This window comes from Tropicimonas aquimaris, from assembly GCF_042676185.1.
Lineage (GTDB): Bacteria > Pseudomonadota > Alphaproteobacteria > Rhodobacterales > Rhodobacteraceae > Tropicimonas > Tropicimonas aquimaris.
On sequence record NZ_JBHTJT010000025.1, the window covers coordinates 1 to 15,510 of the forward strand.

General features: G+C 59.7%; 11 protein-coding genes and 1 pseudogene. 10 read left to right on the forward strand and 2 right to left on the reverse strand.

The window, feature by feature from the left end:
• The 4 genes from ACFQ2S_RS13280 to ACFQ2S_RS13295 all read left to right on the forward strand — a co-directional run.
• On the forward strand, positions 1 to 695 hold a 695-nt coding region (locus tag ACFQ2S_RS13280), incomplete at its 5' end, for a serine hydrolase domain-containing protein (protein ID WP_386075136.1).
• A 912-nt stretch (positions 696 to 1,607) separates the two neighbouring features.
• Complete coding sequence (locus ACFQ2S_RS13285; RefSeq protein WP_386075137.1) at positions 1,608 to 3,095, forward strand: DUF1254 domain-containing protein; 1,488 nt, start codon at positions 1,608 to 1,610, stop codon at positions 3,093 to 3,095.
• Positions 3,096 to 3,212: 117 nt separating this feature from the next.
• Positions 3,213 to 4,640, forward strand: coding sequence for a DUF1254 domain-containing protein (locus ACFQ2S_RS13290; RefSeq protein ID WP_386075139.1), 1,428 nt, complete (start codon positions 3,213 to 3,215; stop codon positions 4,638 to 4,640).
• 13 nt (positions 4,641 to 4,653) lie between these two features.
• Positions 4,654 to 5,775 carry a DUF1214 domain-containing protein gene (locus ACFQ2S_RS13295; protein WP_386075141.1) on the forward strand — a complete coding sequence of 374 codons (1,122 nt, stop codon included), beginning with the start codon at positions 4,654 to 4,656 and terminating at the stop codon, positions 5,773 to 5,775.
• A 737-nt stretch (positions 5,776 to 6,512) separates the two neighbouring features.
• Here the strand turns inward: ACFQ2S_RS13295 and ACFQ2S_RS13300 are convergent.
• Positions 6,513 to 8,153, reverse strand: coding sequence for a hypothetical protein (locus ACFQ2S_RS13300; protein WP_386075143.1), 1,641 nt, complete (start codon positions 8,151 to 8,153; stop codon positions 6,513 to 6,515).
• Positions 8,154 to 8,617: 464 nt separating this feature from the next.
• Between ACFQ2S_RS13300 and ACFQ2S_RS13305 the strand changes: the two genes are divergently transcribed.
• From ACFQ2S_RS13305 to ACFQ2S_RS13325, 5 genes are all read left to right on the forward strand, one after another.
• Positions 8,618 to 9,751 (forward strand): carboxylate-amine ligase, encoded by a 1,134-nt coding sequence (locus ACFQ2S_RS13305; protein WP_386075144.1) that lies wholly within the window; start codon positions 8,618 to 8,620, stop codon positions 9,749 to 9,751.
• 115 nt (positions 9,752 to 9,866) lie between these two features.
• Complete coding sequence (locus tag ACFQ2S_RS13310) at positions 9,867 to 11,051, forward strand: alpha/beta hydrolase-fold protein (protein WP_386075146.1); 1,185 nt, start codon at positions 9,867 to 9,869, stop codon at positions 11,049 to 11,051.
• 49 nt (positions 11,052 to 11,100) lie between these two features.
• Positions 11,101 to 12,360 (forward strand): ATP-grasp domain-containing protein, encoded by a 1,260-nt coding sequence (locus tag ACFQ2S_RS13315; RefSeq protein WP_386075148.1) that lies wholly within the window; start codon positions 11,101 to 11,103, stop codon positions 12,358 to 12,360.
• Positions 12,361 to 12,472: 112 nt separating this feature from the next.
• On the forward strand, positions 12,473 to 13,072 hold the full coding sequence (locus tag ACFQ2S_RS13320; protein ID WP_386075150.1) for an alpha/beta hydrolase-fold protein: 600 nt from the start codon (positions 12,473 to 12,475) through the stop codon (positions 13,070 to 13,072).
• A gap of 15 nt (positions 13,073 to 13,087) precedes the next feature.
• On the forward strand, positions 13,088 to 14,308 hold the full coding sequence (locus ACFQ2S_RS13325) for an ATP-grasp domain-containing protein (RefSeq protein ID WP_386075151.1): 1,221 nt from the start codon (positions 13,088 to 13,090) through the stop codon (positions 14,306 to 14,308).
• Between the two features lie 248 nt (positions 14,309 to 14,556).
• On the opposite strand, the gene ACFQ2S_RS13330 is transcribed toward ACFQ2S_RS13325, so the two are convergent.
• A complete protein-coding gene (locus ACFQ2S_RS13330) occupies positions 14,557 to 14,781 on the reverse strand; it encodes a hypothetical protein (RefSeq protein WP_386075153.1) in 225 nt (74 codons plus the stop codon).
• A 34-nt stretch (positions 14,782 to 14,815) separates the two neighbouring features.
• Between ACFQ2S_RS13330 and ACFQ2S_RS13335 the strand changes: the two are divergent.
• Positions 14,816 to 15,388 (forward strand): annotated as a pseudogene (locus ACFQ2S_RS13335) (transposase); the annotation flags it as partial.
• Positions 15,389 to 15,510 lie beyond the last annotated feature (122 nt).

Sequence of the window (15,510 nt, forward strand, 5' to 3'; positions counted from 1 at the left end):
CCGATCTGGCGCCGCGCCTCCTTCCAACGAACGCGACACCCGGTGCGGCGGACATCACGATGGAAGACCTGGTCACGCTCCGCGCCGGCCTCGAGCGGACGTCCGGCTCTGCCTATGGGGAATGGGTCAGCTCATCGAACTGGGTCGCCAACGCGCTCTCCCGCCCCATGGTCGCGGAACCGGGCACGCGAATGCTGTACTCGACCGGGTCCACGCACGTTCTGGGCGCCGTGCTTGCCGAGGCCACGGGCCTGAGCCTTCTGGAACAGGCGCGCTCGCGCCTCGGGGCTCCCCTCGGCATCGAGATACCCGCCTGGACCCGAGATCCACAGGGGTACTTTTTGGGTGGGAACGAAATGGCGCTGCGGCCGACTGCTATGCTCAAGGTCGCAACGTTGCTTCGGGACGGAGGTGTCTTTGACGGCGAGCAGGTCATTCCGACAAGCTGGATCGAAGCCTCGACCAGACCGCACACCCGCTCGCCCTGGTCAGGCCTCTCCTACGGCTACGGGTGGTTCGTATCTCCGTCGGGGTATGTCCTCGGCCGCGGCTACGGCGGCCAGATCATCGCCGCTCACATGGGGCGCGACCTGGCTGTCGCGATCACCTCCGACCCGACGCAGCCCGCCCGGTCCGGTGGCTATTTCGGAGACCTGGTGCGCCTCCTCGACGGCCCAATTCTTGCGCTTTCCTGACGGGATCGGCGAGAGACCTCGACATTGTCGGAGATCCAGCCGATGCCGATCACGACAACGGGAGAACGCGGGTACCGTTCCGCCGCTTGACGACCGATATCAGTAGCTCTGCCGACCTACCGGACCTTAGCCGCAAGCGCGAAATCTCGACCGATGCGCGCGCAGCATTCGTAAGGAAGGGCGGGAAGTCGACCTTCGCTGCGGGTGCAAATCCTTCTTCTCGATGACGATAGAGCGGACATTCACACCATTGCGCCATCGTCGTAGGCGGGCCGCGCGCTGCTTTGCGCCGGGGGCTCAGCGCGCGGCCTCCCGCACCGCCAGCCGGGGCATTGGCTGCACGACTGCCACGGAGCCCAGTCGCTGCTGCACAACGAAAACCAAGCCGCGCTAATTTGCCGCGTGCGGCACGGCCTTCCACGCTGCCTTGTCGGGCCATGATCTGGTGGCTTTTTCGATTGAAGCCCGCGAGGTCGGCTTGATTTGGCTCTACTATTCTCGAAGCCCACGCTTCGTCCATGTCGATCGCGGGCCAGCATGTCGATACGCAGCGGCTTTCACGGTCAGGGCGATGATGCTCTCTGGCGTGGGCCCAGTGCGCGTTCACCGACCCTCTGCGCTGAACCGGATATCGAGCGACGAAGCCGATCGCATATCGTTGCGTGAGATCAAGGCCTAACCATTCAGGTTGCTATATGCTTCCGCAGGTCTACCAGCCCAGGGCCGAAGTTCTTGATGGATCATGGACCTTTCCAACGGTCGAGCCGGTCCAGTAGAGCGCAAGTATCTGAAAAGACGTCTTACGAGAGATAGTCTTGGCTTCTCGGGCGATCCGAAAGCCTTCAAATGCCCAGCCAGTTGGTGATCCAGCAACGCCGAGCGATACCCGAAACATCAGAAAGGGAACTCGTCATGAAACCGACCCGCAGGCAAATCGTCGCTTCGTTCACTGGCCTGACCGCAGCTGCTGTGGTCGGAGCGCGCCCCGAAGGAGCGCAGGCTCAGGCTGCTCAGGACCTGACCACCGATGAGGCGCGCGAGATCGGCAGGGAGGTCTTCCTCTGGGGCATGCACCCGGTCGCCCTCTATCACCTGCGCTACAACTTTGCGCAGAACGAACAAAGCCCGCTGAATTATGGCATCAACCGCCTGAACTGGAACAGGACGCCGCTCAAGGCGTTGCCCCGGATCGCGACCACGCCCAATGCGACCACGCTTTATGGCAACGCGATGCTCGATTTGTCGAAAGAGCCGGTGGTGATCACCACCCCGGACATCCGCGATCATTATTGGAGCCTGCAGTTCTACGACAATTATGCCCGCTGGTGGCACATGATCGGCAGCCAGTTCAATGCGCCGGGCCAAGTGCGGCGCCTGCTCATCGGGCCGAACTGGAGCGGGGAGTTTCCGGACGGGTTCGTCGGCGAAGAGATTGTCAAGTCAGGCTCGGACTTCGCGGGTATTCTCGGGCGCGTGGCGCTGACCGATGACACCCAAGAAGAGTTGGCAGTGGTCAATTCAATTCAGGACGGCTTCACCGTAATGTCGCTCAGCGACTGGATCGCGGCGGGCCGGACGGATGTACGCCCCGATGATGTTCTGGAGACAAAAGCCGACTATCCGACCTATCCCGGCATGGAGACCATCGTGGAACCGGCGCGTCTTGCAGGCGTTGATTTTCTGCGTTGGGTGGGTCTGGTGCTCGCCGACCCGACCTTCACGTTGCAAGAGGACGGGCATCAGGAAATTCTCGCCCTTGAGCGGTTCGCGCGTCTCGGGCTCAAGCGGGGAATGACCTTTGATCCGGAGACGCTTACCCCGGAGATTATTGCTGCCATCTCGGACGGGATCGAACAGGGCCGTGCCGATGCCCTTGCGGTTGCGGAGACGGGAACCGGCGTCATGCGGAACGGCTGGGATTTCACGAGTGACCTTGACTACAAGGACACGAACTGGCGGCAACGGGCCTACTACGGGTTGATCGCCGTGCTGGCGCCGGTGCCATCAAGGTCCCATATCGGCACGTTCTGCATGACGGATTCCAATGGAGACCGGTTGACCGGCGCGCACCGCTACACGCTCACCTTCGATTTGCAAGACATGCCACCGGTGACGGAGTTCTGGGAGATTCCCCTCTACGACAACGAAGGCTACTTCGTGGACAACCCGATCGACCGTTATTCGCTCAACAGCTACATGCTGGAACGCGGGAAGCTGCAAACCGAAGGCGGCAAGCTCGTCATCTATATTCAGACCGAGGAACCCGAGGATCCTTTGCAGCTGCAGAACTGGCTGCCTGCGCCGGAGGGAGACTTCCAGTTCACCGCCCGGTTCTACGGTCCTTATTCCTCGCTCATTGATGGCAGATACAACATGCCTGGCATCGTGCGTGTCGAATGATGTGTCGGATGAGACATCGAACGCCAGGAGGCGCCCCGGCGAGGTTGCGGATCGTGGGGGTCGCTCATTTCCGGGAAACCATCTGCTTTCCCATTGTAATGTAATGGAGGCTTCAACATGCGGAATTTCTATCGTGGCCTGCTCGCGTCTGCGCTGCTTGCAGTCGTTACTGTGACAAACGTCGTTCTTCCGGCGACCCGGTCCCTTGCAGAGACAGAGTTGACGCCGGAAGAAGCGCGAGCCCTGGCAAAGGACGCATGGCTCTTCGGAATGCCACTGGTGATGTTCGAGATCCAGGCCGACTTTCTGACCCATGTGACCAAGCCCGGAGCGGCCAAGGCGCCGGTCAACCAGTTTGTACACTACCGGCAGTTCATCGACGCCTCGAACCGGTCGATCGTCGGATTCAACGTCGACAACCTCTATTCACTGAGCTGGATCGACCTTTCGGACGAGCCTCTGGTGCTGTCCGTCCCAGCGATGGGGGACCGCTACTGGGTGATGCAGATCGTCGATGCCTGGAACGGGGTGCCGGCGGCTCCGGGATCACGCACGCACGATGGTGACAGGCCGCATGACTTCCTGATCGCGGGTCCGGACTGGGACGGGCCTGTTCCCGAGGGGTTGGAAGTGCTGCGCAGCCCGACCAACCTCGCCGGGATTGGCGGGCGCACGTATTGCTCCGGGGCCGAGGAATATGACCTCGTCAACGCCATTCAGGACAACTACACGCTGGCGCCGCTCTCGGCATGGGGGCGGCCCTATACGCCCCCGTCCGACGTCCCGCTCAAGGCGGGCGTGGATGGTGAGACGCTGGTCAACGATCAGGTGCTGGCGCTCAGCTCCGAGGAGTTCTTCAGCAACCTTAATCGACTTCTGGCGACCAATCCGCCCTACGCCGACGATGCGCCAATGTTGGAGAAACTGCGCCCGCTGGGAATCGAACCCGGCGCGCCGTTCTCGACTGCTGAGATGAGCGACGATCTGCGGACCGGGGTAGACGAAGGCGTCGCTGATGCGAAGGTCGCGCTGGCAGAGGAATCCCGACAACTTGGCAAGCTGGTCAACAACTGGGGCCTGACCTACGACATGGGGCGGTTCGGGACACGCTATGCTTATCGCGCGGCGTGGACATTTGTCGGTATCGGCGGAAACCTGATCGAGGACGCCTTTTATCCCCTGACGTTGCTGGACGCCGTCGGCAATCCATTGACCGGCGAGCACGCATATACCCTGACCTTCGCCGAAGGGGCCTGGCCCCCAGCGGCCGCCTTCTGGTCCATGACGATGTACGATCTCGAAGGGTATCTGGTGGACAACCCTCTGAATCGATACGCGATCGGGGATCGAAGCGGGATGACGCCCAACCCGGACGGATCGCTGACCATATTCATTCAGGCCGAAACGCCGGGAGACGAGAAGGAGGCCAACTGGCTTCCTGCCCCCGGCAAAGGACCATTCAAATTGGCGCTGAGGCTGTACGTCCCGGGCGAAGCGGTCCTGAACGAAAGCTGGGTGCCGCCAGCCGTACAGTTGGCCAACTAAAGGAGGAATGGAAATGCGTATTTTCCTGACACTGGCTTTTGCGATGGCAGCAGTCATCGCCCCGATGCACGCGACGGCCCAGAGCGACGCGGTCAATGAATACCTCAGGCGTCTGCCCTACCAGGAGACGTTCAACTACATGATGAGCCAGACAGGCGGCGATCCGGCGAAACTCAATGCATGGGCGGCCGGCGCCGAGCCTGTTATTTTCAAGGCCGGGGAAGATATGGTTGTTCGCATGAACAACGATACGTTCTACAAGCAGGCCTATGCGGATCTGTCCCAAGGACCGGTCGTTCTGACCTCGGAAAATGCCGATCCTGATCGCTTCAGTTCGTTCCAGCTGATGGATGACCGCAATGTCAATTTCCGTAATATCATTCGGCCCGAGGGCAGCTACGTGCTCTATTATGGTGAAAGGCCGGAAGCTGCCGAGGGGGAGTTGATCGAAGCCCCGTCGAAACTTGTTCCTGTCGTGGTTCGGATCGAAGTCAAAGACCCGCACGACCCGGAGGACGTCGCCAGGGCAGAGGCAGTGCACAGGGGTATCGGGATCTCCGGGCCGGAGATTTCGTCGATAGAGTCGCTCGACCTGCTGAGTGAATTCGACGAGCAGACGGTCGAGACAGCCGAAGCCCAAATGGACGAGGTGATGAAGACCGTACCCTTCCGGGACATGGTCGCCGGTCCCGGTGACGTCCCAGACAAAGTGTCCTACCTGCTGTTAGCCGCCAGCGCCAAGCATGCATGGGGTGGTCCGGTGCCGTCTCACAGCGCCTATGAAGCCTTTTTCTCCGACGAGAATGGTGACCCGCTGGTTGGAGCGAATGGCCCCTACACGATCAAGACGGCCGAGCCGCCGGTGGACGCCTTTTGGTCCGTCACGGTCTATGAAACGTCAACGGGCCGGTTCTTCGACAATCCGGACGATCGCTACCATATCAACAACACCATGGCAGATAAGAACGGCGATGGTACGGTCACGTTTCTGTTCAAGACAAAGTGCACGGAAGCGGACATCAATTGTCTCTATGTGCCCGAAGTAGCATTCGACATTTCCGCTCGATATTACCTGCCGGGCGAAGCGATCCAGACCGGTGAATGGACGATGCCGAAGCCGAGGACGATCAAGTAAGCGGGGCAGAATCCGTTACAAAGATGTAAGTCGCTATAATATCAGGCGTTCAATCGATAAAAATGGGGTGGATGCCGCTCTCTCATGATGTCACCGCGATGTGCCAACCTTGCGCTGTCGAAGAACAAGCTGAAGGCGCGGGCATCCATGGGCAAAGCCATGACAACGCCATTACCACTGTATGAATGTAGGGGCGACTTGTGCTGAACGGCGCGATCGAAATCCGCGGCTCCCTCGGAGAAATCTGCGCCACCCATGTCTCGCTCGCGACCACGATCCTTTGCTGCGGACCATGGTGCCGCTGGTCGCACGCGGTACCGTCGATTTGAACGCGTTGGCGTCGCTCGCCCTGTGAAAACTCTGCGCGGCGTACGAATGACCAGTACGGTCAAGCTGCGCTGCAGCGTTAATCAAGGAAGCGAGCGGCTGCTTTGGGCCGTTCGCATCGGTCGGAAACCTTGCTGCGCGTGCGAAGTGCCGCTCCCGGCCAACGGCCGCAAAGCGCAGTCATCGGACCTGTCGGCCCGAGCACACAGACACCGAGCGGCCATGTCGCCAGCAAGTCTGCTTTGCCGACTGTGCGGTCATTCTCGGCAGTGCAGAAATCCCCGCCTTCCTCGCCTTGTATCCTGCATGGCAATCAAGGACCGGACGTTCGCCGCGCTACGCATCAAAGGCAAGTCAGCGGACGAAACAGTCATTCACCTCGGACGCGACGGCTAGCGATTGCAAGCGATCTAACCACAGTCTTGGTAGTTCGAGCCCATGCAAGTTTTTGCGAGGTCTTTGGCTTTCACAATTTCGCCCGGCTCCATTGAATACTCCAGCCACTCGACAGCTCCGCCAGCACGGTCTTCGCCGTTTTGACTGGCAATAGAAAACCACATGTGAGCCGCAACGGAATTCTTCTCGGTACCCCGTCCATCCCGGTACATAACACCCAGTTGATATTGCGCAGGCGCATAGCCCTGTAAGGCGGCAAGATGGTAAAGATGAACCGCACCTGCCAAATCCATGGGAAGGTACTTACCTTTTTCGACCAGATCGCCGAGGTAGTACTGAGCCTTGGCAAACCCTTTGTCAGCGGCCAAGCGGTACAAGCGTACTGCTTCGGCGGCGTTTCTTGGAACACCCCATCCATTATAGTAGAGGGTGCCGAGTGCTGTTTGCGCTTCTGCATCGCCTTGCCGCGCCAAAGGCCACCAGATCCCCATGGCCAGCGCATAGTCGCCCGTCTTCGCTGCCTCCAAACCTTCATCGAAACTATGGTCTGCATTCCCGACTGGCAGTCCGGGAACGGTAACCGGGGCGGACGGTGTCATTCCCTCGATGATCGGTTTGCCTTCGTGATCTGCAAAACCCCAACAAAGGACCTCGCCTTCTACAACAGCGCAACCGAAGTTCGGACCAATCGCTACCCTCGTCGCGCCGATCAATCCTTCTATTGGAGTTGGCGGTTGCAACATTTCGCTGGTATCGGAAAAAAGTGGCGCTCCCCAGCAAATGACCTGGTCTCCTGCAACAGCGCAAGCGTTGAAGTAGGTCGCATCAATATCCATTGCGTTTGTGATACCGTCCACTTCGCCGATCCCTACCGGTCCCTCACTGATCCGAGGGGTATCCGTGCCCAGTTGCCCCATGATGTTGGAACCCCAGCATGTTACCTCGCCATTGACCAAAGAGCGTATCCCGCAAGCGAAGTTTCTTCCGTTTGCGATCTGGTTCATGCTTCCGAAGTAATCCTCATCCATTAGTATGGGCTCGGGAGATTCATAGATAAACGGTTTCCCCGGCATTGTAGGATTGTCCGAACCCCAGCAGACAAGCCATCCTGTGTTGAATGTTGCACAGGTGTTGTTAACGCCCGCGGAAATCCACTGAACTCCTTCGGTGTAAGGCACTTTTGTCGGTTCCGAAACCGGGTCTGTGTGACCACAGCCCACCTCTCCACAGGTATTCTCGCCCCAGCACCAAACATCTAAGGACTCAGGAATTGCGCAAATATGGCTGTAGCCCATGTCTACTGAACGGACCTTAGACAAACCTTCAACTTGAAACGGCACTTTCGAGACAATTTCCTCCCCAGCGCGGTGAGACCTCTGAAAGTCATAACCCCAGCACCAGAGACTTCCTTGCTTGTCGATGGCGCAAGCTCCAAACCTTCCTGCTGCAATGCTAACTGCCGGCGGCAAGTCAGGCACATGATATGCTGTGAATGGTATATTGAATTCGCTCCCAGCAATCTGACCGAAACAATAGACTTCACCGGAGTCGTACAGTGCGCAGCCGTGCCAATCTGATACAGCGACATCTACGGCTTCTGATGCAAGAACTGTGCCCCCGGAAAAAATCAACGGAATGATCAGCATTTTCCGCATGGTTTTTCCTCCCCGTTGGCCCGTTTCAAATGTGGACACAAACTTCTGCGAGCGCTTTGATTTCAATCAACCCATTTGAGTTGCAGCCGAACGCCTAAGTTCAATCAAGACTGTCATTGACAAAGTAGACTGACCGCTTCGGGCTCATCACCGCGGTTCGCCGCGCCGACCCTGAATGTCGGCTTCCGGTTCGACAGGTTACGCTGCACCTGCAAAGGTTTCGGGCGCTACGAGTGTCGGCAATGCGCAGCAAGCAGACATAACGCCGCCGGCAGGCCACCGCCGTGCCGGAACCAAATATCGCGGTCGCAAACGGCGACGTTGGGGACAAACTGAAAGCGAACCGGAACTCTCGCAACGAGAAAGCCTCGCGCTCTCCGAAGGGCTCTGACGGCGGCCACCCGGAGTATGGCTTGACGTAGGTCGTAGCCATCTGAAGGATGTTGCGGAGTGCGGGGAACATCATGGACAACGAAGCATTCTCGATCGGAATTGAAGAGGAATACCTGCTGGTGGACCCCAAGACGCGCGCTCTATACGCGCGGCCGCCGCAAGAGTTCATGGCAAAATGCCAGAACCTCCTTGGACCTAAGGTGGTTCTTGAATTCCTGCAAAGCCAGGTCGAAATCGGCACGAACGTCTGCGGAACGATCGCCGAGGCACGTGAGGATCTTGGTCACCTTAGGGAGACCGTTGCCCAATGCGCCAAGGATTTCGGCATGCGCATGATCGCCGCCTCGACCCATCCCTGGGCACACTGGAGCGAGCAGGAACCGGTCGATATGGAGCGCTACCGGATCCTTGGTGCGGAACACCGAACGCTGGCCCGCCGTATGGCGATCTGCGGAATGCACGTACACGCCGGCATCAACGACAAGAATCTCAGGGTCGACCTAATGAGCCAGGTCACCTATTTCATGCCGCACCTGCTGGCTCTCAGCACGTCTTCCCCGTTCTGGGAAGGGCACGACACTGGCCTGAAGTCGTTTCGCCCCATCATCATTGGTGACCTGCCTAGGTCGGGATTCCCCGAGGTGTTCGACAGTTGGAGCGACTGGACCGAAATGCTGGACGACCTGGCGGCCACCGGAATGGTCACGGATCCATCGAAGATCTGGTGGGACATCCGACCTTCCGGCAAGCATCCGACGTTGGAGATCCGCATTTGCGATATCTGCACGCATATCGAAGACGGACTGACAATCGCCGCGCTTTACCAGTCGATCCTCGCCTACCTGTTTCATCTGCGGCGAAGCAACGAACGCCGTCGCACCTATCGCCGCATCCTGCTCGCTGAAAACAAGTGGCGTGCCATGCGTTACGGCGTCGAGGCCGAAATGGCGGACTTCGGCAAGCGAAAGCTGCTGGCATTCGCCGACCTGACGGACGAACTGGTGGAAATCTTGCGGCCATTCGCCGAAGACCTCGGATGCATCAAGGAAGTCGAGCACGCCAAGACAATTGCGCGTCGTGGCACCAGTTCTGACGAACAACTGCGTATCTTCCAAGCGGCGCTGGCGGGCGGCGCGTCTGAGCACGACGCGCAGGTCGCCGTTGTGGATTGGCTCATCGAGGAGAGCGCCAGGACGAGTGAATGACCGCCCGCCCCCTCCCACAGCGTCGGCATTGTGCGCAACCGTCCGACCCCTTACGTCGAGTGCATGGAGCCGTGTGGTAACGCGGACGAACGGAAAACGGCAGGTCAGTAGTAGCATGAACGTACCGACCATCATGGAGGATGCGCATCGCCCTGATCACGGGGCGGGCAATTTGCATCCACATCTGCAGGCTTTCCTTGCCGCCGCCGACAAGTCCACGCTCGCCGTCGACCGCTTCCTGTCCGGGATTTCGTCGCCGCTCATTGAACCGGGTGCATTGACGTTCCTATGGCGCGGCGACGCGCATTCGGTCGAGATCCTGCGTTGGATCAATGCCGGAGTGGACAGGCAGCGCTTTCAGCGCCTTCCTGGCAGCGACCTGTGGTTCCTCAGGCTCCCGGTCAAGGACGGAGGACGGTTCGAGTATAAGCTGAATGTGGTAGGCGACCATGGCGAGGCCTGGATTCTTGATCCGGCAAATCAGCATCGCGCCGGCGATCCATTCGGCGAGAACTCCGTCGCAATGACATTCGGTTATGCCCGACCGGAATGGAGCCTGAACCGCGGCGCCCCGCGCGGACACATGGAGGAGATCACCGTCGATAGCGCGGTGTTCGAGCATGCCCGCAACGAGCGGATTTATCTGCCCAACACTTACGATAATGGTCGTGACTTTCCGTTGGTCGTGATCCACGACGGCGGTGATTATGACGAATACGCGGACCTTTCCACGTCGCTGGACAATCTGATCGATGCCGGCGACATCCCGCCTCTCGTCGCGGTTCTGATACAGGCCGATGACAGGATGAGTGAGTACCCGCAGGGCCGGCGCCATGCGCGCTATGTCGTGGGCGAGCTCTTGCCGGCGGTGACCAACCGGTATTCGATCTCGACGAGGGTGCAGGATCGCGTGCTACTTGGCGCAAGTCTTGGTGCGGTCGCATCACTGGCGACGGCGTTTCGGTTCCGCGGGGTGTTCGGTGGCCTGATCCTCAAATCCGGATCCTTTGTGCTGGACCCAGAGAAGCTGCGGCAACGTTCGAATCCGGTGTTCCATCGGGTTGCCCGCCTGGTGGAGGTCGTTCGCCGAGCGCCGGCGCCCGAGGCCACGAGGGCCTTTGTCTCAACCGGTGAACTGGAGGGGTTGGCCGGGGAAAACAAGGCTTTGGCCGAACTTCTCGCGGATCGAGGCATTGATGTCTTGTTCCAAAGCTCGTGGGACGGCCATCATTGGCACAACTGGCGGGATCAGCTGCGGGACGCCTTGATGTGGGTCCTGCCGCGGCAGCCAAGAGAGTAATCGGCGTTCGATACGCGTGCGGCGCCGGAATGATTGGGGGGATATTTCCATGGCCAGAAGCACCAAGAACATCGGGCTATCGCTGGGCGCCGACATCTGTTGGCCCATTGCCTATGAAAGCCTTTTCGAGGCGCTGACCCGCGACGGGCTGAAGTTTGGCAAGAACACCTACGACTTCGCCGTGGAACGGGTGACGATCGAACCCTTCAGCCTTCACCAGCCGGTGAAATACGACGTGGTAATCGACCGGCTGACACATTGGTATTCGACCAGCCGCGAATGGATCAAGAAGGCCATCCTGATGGATGAGCTCTACGTCTACAATAACCCCTGGTCACTTCAGTCGAACGAAAAACACACCAGCTATGCCGCGATGCTGCGGCTCGGCCTGCCGGTGCCCGAAACATGGATGCTGCCGCCCAAGGCCTATGACCCGTCGGACGACCTCGAAGCGACCCTGGTCAAGTATGCGCGGATGTTCAACCTCGACGAGATCGGCGACAAGATCGGCTATCCGTTCTTCATGAAGCCCTACCACGGTGGTGGATGGAAGGGCGTGACCAAGATCGACAATGCGCAGGAACTGCACCGCGCCTACGATGCCAGCGGCACCGAGATCATGAACTTGCAGGCGGCGGTGCTGCCGCATGATTACTTCGTCCGAAATGTCGGGCTAGGTCCACAGGTCCGGCACGTGAACTATGACCCCGGCGCACCCTTGCACGACCGCTATCGCCAGGACATCGAATTCCTGGACGCGGAAGACCAGCAGACGCTCAAGGATATGACGCTGACGATTAACGCCTTCTTTGGCTGGGATTTCAACTCCTGCGAGGCGCTACGTCAGAACGGAAACTGGCACCCGATCGACTTTGCCAACGCCTGCCCCGACAGCCAGGTCACGTCGCTGCATTACCATTTCCCGTGGCTGATCAAGGCCAACCTGCGCTGGTCACTGTTCTGCGCGGCAACAGACCGTCCGATGCGCAAGAACATGGACTGGTCGCCGTTCTATAAGATTGCCAACAGCGACCGGTCCCCGCGTGAAAAACTGACCGAATATGCCAAAATCGCCCACAAACGGTTCGAGACGGAGAAGTTTCGGCGCTTCTGCAAGAACCAGCTGAAGGACCTGGACGAGCTCGCCTACGACTTCTTCGGATCGGAAAAGCTGCACGACGCAATCCGGCAGAAGGTCGAGGCGCTTTTTCCCCGGCATGAGCACGAGGAATTCACGCAGCTCTTCTGGGACAGGATCCAGCTGTGGCGCGAGCAGGAAGGAAAATACGGTGACAAAGACGGTTTCTAGATGGCGGTCGGACAGGCTCCATCGCGACATCTCGTTGGTCCGCTGGGGCACGTTCGGTCAGCCTGTGCTGCTATTTCCCACCGCGGGCGGCGATGCTGAAGAGATAGAGAGGATGCATGTCATCCGTGTGCTGGATCCCCTCATCTCGGCCGGGCGCATCAAGGTCTACTCCTGCGACAGCGTCGCCGGCGCCGCGCTCGCGTCCAACGAAGGGTCGGTTGAACATCGCTGCTGGATCCTTAACCAGTTCCACGAATACGTCGCATACGAGGTGATCCCGGCGATCCGGACGGACTGCCGCGACGGCGGCATCGAAGTGGTCGCCGCCGGCGCCTCAATCGGTGCGTTCAACGCCGTGGCTGTTACGTGCCGGTATCCACATCTGTTCAGTACGGCGCTCGGCATGAGCGGAACCTATGATCTCGAACGGCTGATGGGGTTCCAGGGCAATCAGGACTACTATTTTTCCTCGCCGCTGTCCTTTGTGCCCGGGATGGAGGGCCCGGCGCTCGACACGCTGCGGAGCAGGTTCATCGTCATGCCCGTTGGCCAGGGTCGGTGGGAAGATCCGTCTGAGAGCTGGCGGATGGCCGGTGTCCTCGGCGCAAAGGGCGTGCCAAATCGCGTCGACCCCTGGGCCGCGAACTACGATCACGACTGGCCGACATGGCGCGAGATGCTGCCGCTCTACCTCGACGATCTTGTCGCCTGACTTGGGAGCATCGTCTTGAACATCATCTTCATCGAACCAGCTTTCCCGGCCAACCAACGAGAGTTCGTGCGTGCGCTTTCGGCAATCGGAGCAAACATCTACGGCATCGGCGAGCGGCCGCTGGAGTGGTTGGATGCGGAGACGCGGGCAAGGCTGACGCATTACCAGCAGATCGAGTCAGTGACAAACGAGGGCGCCCTTGAGTGGGCCACGCGGGACGCGCAGTCGAGAGTGTGGATCGACCGAATGGAAGCGACGGTCGAGGCCCATACCCTGCCGGTGGCCCGCGTCAGGGAACGCTGCAGTATTCCTGGGGTGTCCGCGCGAACGACCTACTTATGTCGCGACAAGGTTGCCATGAAAGAAGTGCTGCGAGCTGCCGGCATTCCGGTTGCTGTGTCGGGTGGCATTTCGAGCCTTTCCGAAGCCTGGGATTTCGCTGAAGCGGTCGGCTACCCCCTGATCATCAAGCCACGGGATTCCGCTGGAGCTGCAGGCACTTACCGGGCCAATAATGCTGCGGAGCTGGATCGAGCGGCCCACGCGGCCGGCGTCGCCGATGGGACCCCGGCGGCAATTGAAGAATACATCGAAGGCCACGAAGGAATTTATGACACCGTGACCGTCCAGGGCGACGTCCGGCACGATTTTATTGGCCACTACTATCCTGGCGTTCTCGAGGCGATGCGCACGCGCTGGATTTCGCCTCAGCTGATTTCCACCAACGCGGTCGAGGCGGACAGATATGCCGAGCTGCGTGATATGGGACGGCGCGTGATAGGCGCGCTCGGGATCACGACGGCCCCGACCCACATGGAGTGGTTCTTTGGACCGAAAGGGCTCAAGTTCTCCGAGATCGGCTGCCGCCCGCCTGGTGTCGGGCAGTGGGACAGCTATTGTGCGGGCAACGAATACGATCTCTATCGCGAATGGGCGTTGGCCGTGTGTCACCACACGAGCGACGCCCGTCCATCACGCCGTTATGCCTGTGGCATCATCGCCCTGAGGCCAGAATGCGACGGACACATCACTGGCTACGAGGGCACCGAGACGATCTTTGGCAAGTACGGAAACTTGGTCGTCGGCCAGCACTTTCCTCCGCCCGACACTCCGACGCAACAGGTTGAGGCGGGATACATGGCCAACGCTTGGATGCGCGTTCGGCATGAAGACCATGATACTTTGCACGCAATCCTGAACGAAATCGGCGAGACAATTCGCGTTCGCGCACGATAGACCGCGATGTGCATCTGGAACGCCTCGTTCGAGATGCCATGGACCTGGCACCGTAACAAATGATCCTGCCGGGGCAAACCCAGCTCCAACTCGGGACCGGACCCCACTCGCAGAACGAAAGGCGCTCGGGAAGATCTATACCGGGGGGGGGGGAGGGTCAGAAACTATTTTGGATGCCATAGGGACCAGCGGGGGAGGCTTCTCTTTCTCGGAGCGGAAATTGAATCCAAAAGGCCAGCTTGTAGCGATCAGAAGTCGGCTTTGCCGAGCTTGTGTTGAAAAACTCCACTTGAGCGATGGCTTGGCTGCTGAGTCACTTCTCCTGAGGCGTGGTAGAGCTGGCGATGATGGGGACGTGGCAGGCTGCACAGGGCGCGCTGTTCTGCGAGTTCACGATAGAAGACCATATCCCGGCGGATCATATGCTCAGGGGCATCGACCGTTTCGTCGATTTCGGAGACATGCGCCACCATCTCGCGCCATTCTACAGCACGACGGGGCGGCCACCCGGACACGCTGGCCGCGGATACTGCCTACGGCACGGCTGAAATGCTCGGCTGGCTCGTCGACGACCAGGACATCGAACCGCATATCCCGGTCTTCGACAAATCCGAGCGCAAGGACGGTGCGTATCCGGCCACCAACTTCGCCTACGATGCAGTGGCAGACGAACACCGCTGCCCCGGAGGCCACGCGCTGAAGCCCTACTGGCGGGACATCTCGAAAGGGCGTCCGGAGTTCGGAAAGGACGGCTTCAAGAAATACTTCGCCCGGAAACACGATTGCGCCGCCTGCGCCCTGAAACCCCGATGCACACCCAATCAGGCAACGCGCAAAATCTCCAGGTCGAGACACGAGCACGCACGCCAGAAGGCGCGAGAGATCGCCAAGACCGACGTCTATGTCGCGTCGGGCTATGCCTGGAAGAAGGTCGAGATGCTACTCGCCCACTTGAAGCGCATCCTCGGCCTCGACCGCCTTCGCCTCAGAGGACCGAACGGCGCCACGGACGAGTTCCACATCGCCGCAACCGTCCAGAACCTTCGCAAACTCGCCAAGCTGAGACCTTCACTGGCGTGAGGCATCAGCACGAACGCTCCGCCTCATCCGGCCGGCCGGAAATCCGGGGCGAGTTTTTCAACACAATCCGCAGTCTTCTTCCTTTGGCGCCGTCGCTCCTGCGATCGGACTTGATTGTACGG

Excerpts from the sequence above, each read along its gene's own strand:
- ACFQ2S_RS13285 (WP_386075137.1), top strand. The coding sequence starts at position 1,608 with ATGAAACCGACCCGCAGGCAAATCGTCGCTTCGTTCACTGGCCTGACC.
- ACFQ2S_RS13290 (WP_386075139.1), top strand. The coding sequence starts at position 3,213 with ATGCGGAATTTCTATCGTGGCCTGCTCGCGTCTGCGCTGCTTGCAGTC.
- ACFQ2S_RS13295 (WP_386075141.1), top strand. The coding sequence starts at position 4,654 with ATGCGTATTTTCCTGACACTGGCTTTTGCGATGGCAGCAGTCATCGCC.
- ACFQ2S_RS13300 (WP_386075143.1), bottom strand. The coding sequence starts at position 8,153 with ATGCGGAAAATGCTGATCATTCCGTTGATTTTTTCCGGGGGCACAGTT.
- ACFQ2S_RS13305 (WP_386075144.1), top strand. The coding sequence starts at position 8,618 with ATGGACAACGAAGCATTCTCGATCGGAATTGAAGAGGAATACCTGCTG.
- ACFQ2S_RS13310 (WP_386075146.1), top strand. The coding sequence starts at position 9,867 with ATGAACGTACCGACCATCATGGAGGATGCGCATCGCCCTGATCACGGG.
- ACFQ2S_RS13315 (WP_386075148.1), top strand. The coding sequence starts at position 11,101 with ATGGCCAGAAGCACCAAGAACATCGGGCTATCGCTGGGCGCCGACATC.
- ACFQ2S_RS13320 (WP_386075150.1), top strand. The coding sequence starts at position 12,473 with ATGCATGTCATCCGTGTGCTGGATCCCCTCATCTCGGCCGGGCGCATC.
- ACFQ2S_RS13330 (WP_386075153.1), bottom strand. The coding sequence starts at position 14,781 with ATGGTGGCGCATGTCTCCGAAATCGACGAAACGGTCGATGCCCCTGAG.